The following is a 2,052-nucleotide window of genomic DNA, read 5'->3' as shown; positions in this document are numbered from 1 at the left end:
CCGATCCCCCGGTGGCGCTGGCGCAGGGCGAGGCGCTGATAAAACCGTGGTGCGCGGCGCTGCTGCGCGCCGCCTACGACCCGGTGTTGCCGGATCGCAGCATGGATGCCAGCATGGCGTTGCGGATTGCGGCGCGGATGAGGCTCGTTCGGGAGACGAAGTCGAATTTCCCGAGCGATTGACCGGAGGGAGAACCCGGAATGGCGACGCTAAGGCAGGCCTTTGGGAAATTGCTGCCCGCCGAGGCGATGATCGCGGCGCAGGTCGGGAATGGGGTGAACGTTGAGCTTGGCGACAAGCTGCCCGATCTCGGCGATGAAAGCCGCAAGGTGCGCGCGAAGGTGCTGCGCCACATCATCCTCGCCAAGGATCCGGGCGCGGCGCCGCACGAAAAAGGCGTTCGGGTGCTGGGCGCCTGGATCACCGGCGCGCTCGACCTCGAAGGCTGCCGCATTCCGCGCGATGTTGTGCTTATTAGCTGTCGCTTCGACGCCGCGCCGGTGCTGCAATCCGCCTCGATCGACAACCTGATTCTCAACCATAGCGCGCTTCCGGGCCTGAACGCCGATAGGCTCGTAGCACGCGGCACTATGATTTTGCGCGAAACTAAGCTGTGCGGGGAGATTCAACTACTGGGCGCGAAGCTGGGCGGTAGCCTCATCTGTGACGGCGCGATGTTCGAGCGGCCCGATGACTGCGCGCTGAGCGCCGACGGGCTTGAGGTGCAAGGAAGCGTTCTGCTGCGCCGGGTGACAGTGCGCGGGGGCGCGCGGCTACTGGGCGCGAAGATCGGCGGCAACCTCGAGTGCATCGGTGCAACGTTCGAGCGGTCCGGTGACTGCGCGCTGTACGCCGACGGGGTTCAGGTGCGCGGCTTCGTTTCCCTGAACTGCGCAAAGGTGCTCGGCGTGGTTCGATTGATTGGGGCGAAGCTGGGCGGCGACCTTTCCTGCAACTGCGCGACGTTCGAGTGGACTGAAGGGGGCGCGCTGATCGCAGACGGGCTCGAGGCGCGCGGCAGCGTTTTCCTGCGCAAGGTGACGGTGCGCGGCAAGGCGCGGCTGCTGGGCGCGAAGCTGGGCGGCGATCTCGACTGCGAGGGCGCGAGGTTCGTGCAGCCCGGCGGGGGCGCGCTGAGCGCCGACAACGCCGAAATTGGCGGCGCGTTCTTTCTGCGGAATGGCGCACATATCGAAGGGTGTTTGGACCTTTTGGGGGCGCGCATCGGGCATATCAACGATGATCGCGCCTGTTGGCCGGGACCGGGAAACCTCATTCTCTACCGGTGCCGTTACGGCGCCTTCATGGGTGGACCGGTGGATGCCAGGGCGCGGCTAGACTGGCTGGCGCTTCAGAAACCGGCCCAACTTAAGCAGGATTTCTGGCCGCAGCCCTATGAGCAGCTTGCCAAGGTGCTGCGCGAGATGGGGCATGGCGCCGATGCGCGCATCGTGTTGATCGAGAAGGAGCGCTTGCAGCGGCGGGCGCGGCTGGCTGATCTGACTCCATTCCAAAGGCAACTTGCCCGGTTCAAGGACTTTTTCCTGGACCACTCCATCCGGTTCGGCTATCGGCCAAGACGCGCCTTCGGGTGGCTGTTGGTTCCATTCGCAATCGGTTTTGCGTTCTTCTGGGCGGCCTCGGCCTTCGACGCCGTCAAGCCAAACAACGCCTTCGTGCTGAGATCGCCCGAATGGGTGCTGTGCGGCAAGGAGATCGGGCAGCGGCTTTACCTCGCCTCGCGAAAACGCATCGCAAGCGGCCGGGCGGACCATGGCGAAGCGCAGCGCGCCTGTTATCTCCGGCAGCCGGAAGCCGGCAGCTATCCGACGTTCACGCCCTGGATCTATTCCATCGACACGCTTCTGCCTGTCGTCAATCTTGAGATGCAGGAATACTGGATCCCTGACGAAAACACATGGCTGGGCGCCGGGGCCCGCTGGTATCTGTGGCTGCACATCGCGCTTGGCTGGGGGCTCAGCCTGCTGGCGGTGGCGGCGTTTTCCGGCCTGGTGAGATCGGATTGACGCGATGGCGGACGAGAAAACGCAA

Annotated in this window: 1 protein-coding gene and 1 pseudogene; both read left to right on the top strand. The window is 64.8% G+C overall.

Annotated features, from left to right (window positions below; all coding sequences use genetic code 11):
* Positions 1 to 182 (top strand): annotated as a pseudogene (locus AC1HC7_RS04795) (hypothetical protein); the annotation flags it as partial.
* A gap of 18 nt (positions 183 to 200) precedes the next feature.
* Positions 201 to 2,027 carry a hypothetical protein gene (locus AC1HC7_RS04790; RefSeq protein ID WP_479498736.1) on the top strand — a complete coding sequence of 609 codons (1,827 nt, stop codon included), beginning with the start codon at positions 201 to 203 and terminating at the stop codon, positions 2,025 to 2,027.
* Positions 2,028 to 2,052: the final 25 nt, after the last annotated feature.

This window comes from Oceanicella sp. (genome assembly GCF_056449545.1).
This window is presented reverse-complemented; position numbering and strand designations above follow the sequence as displayed.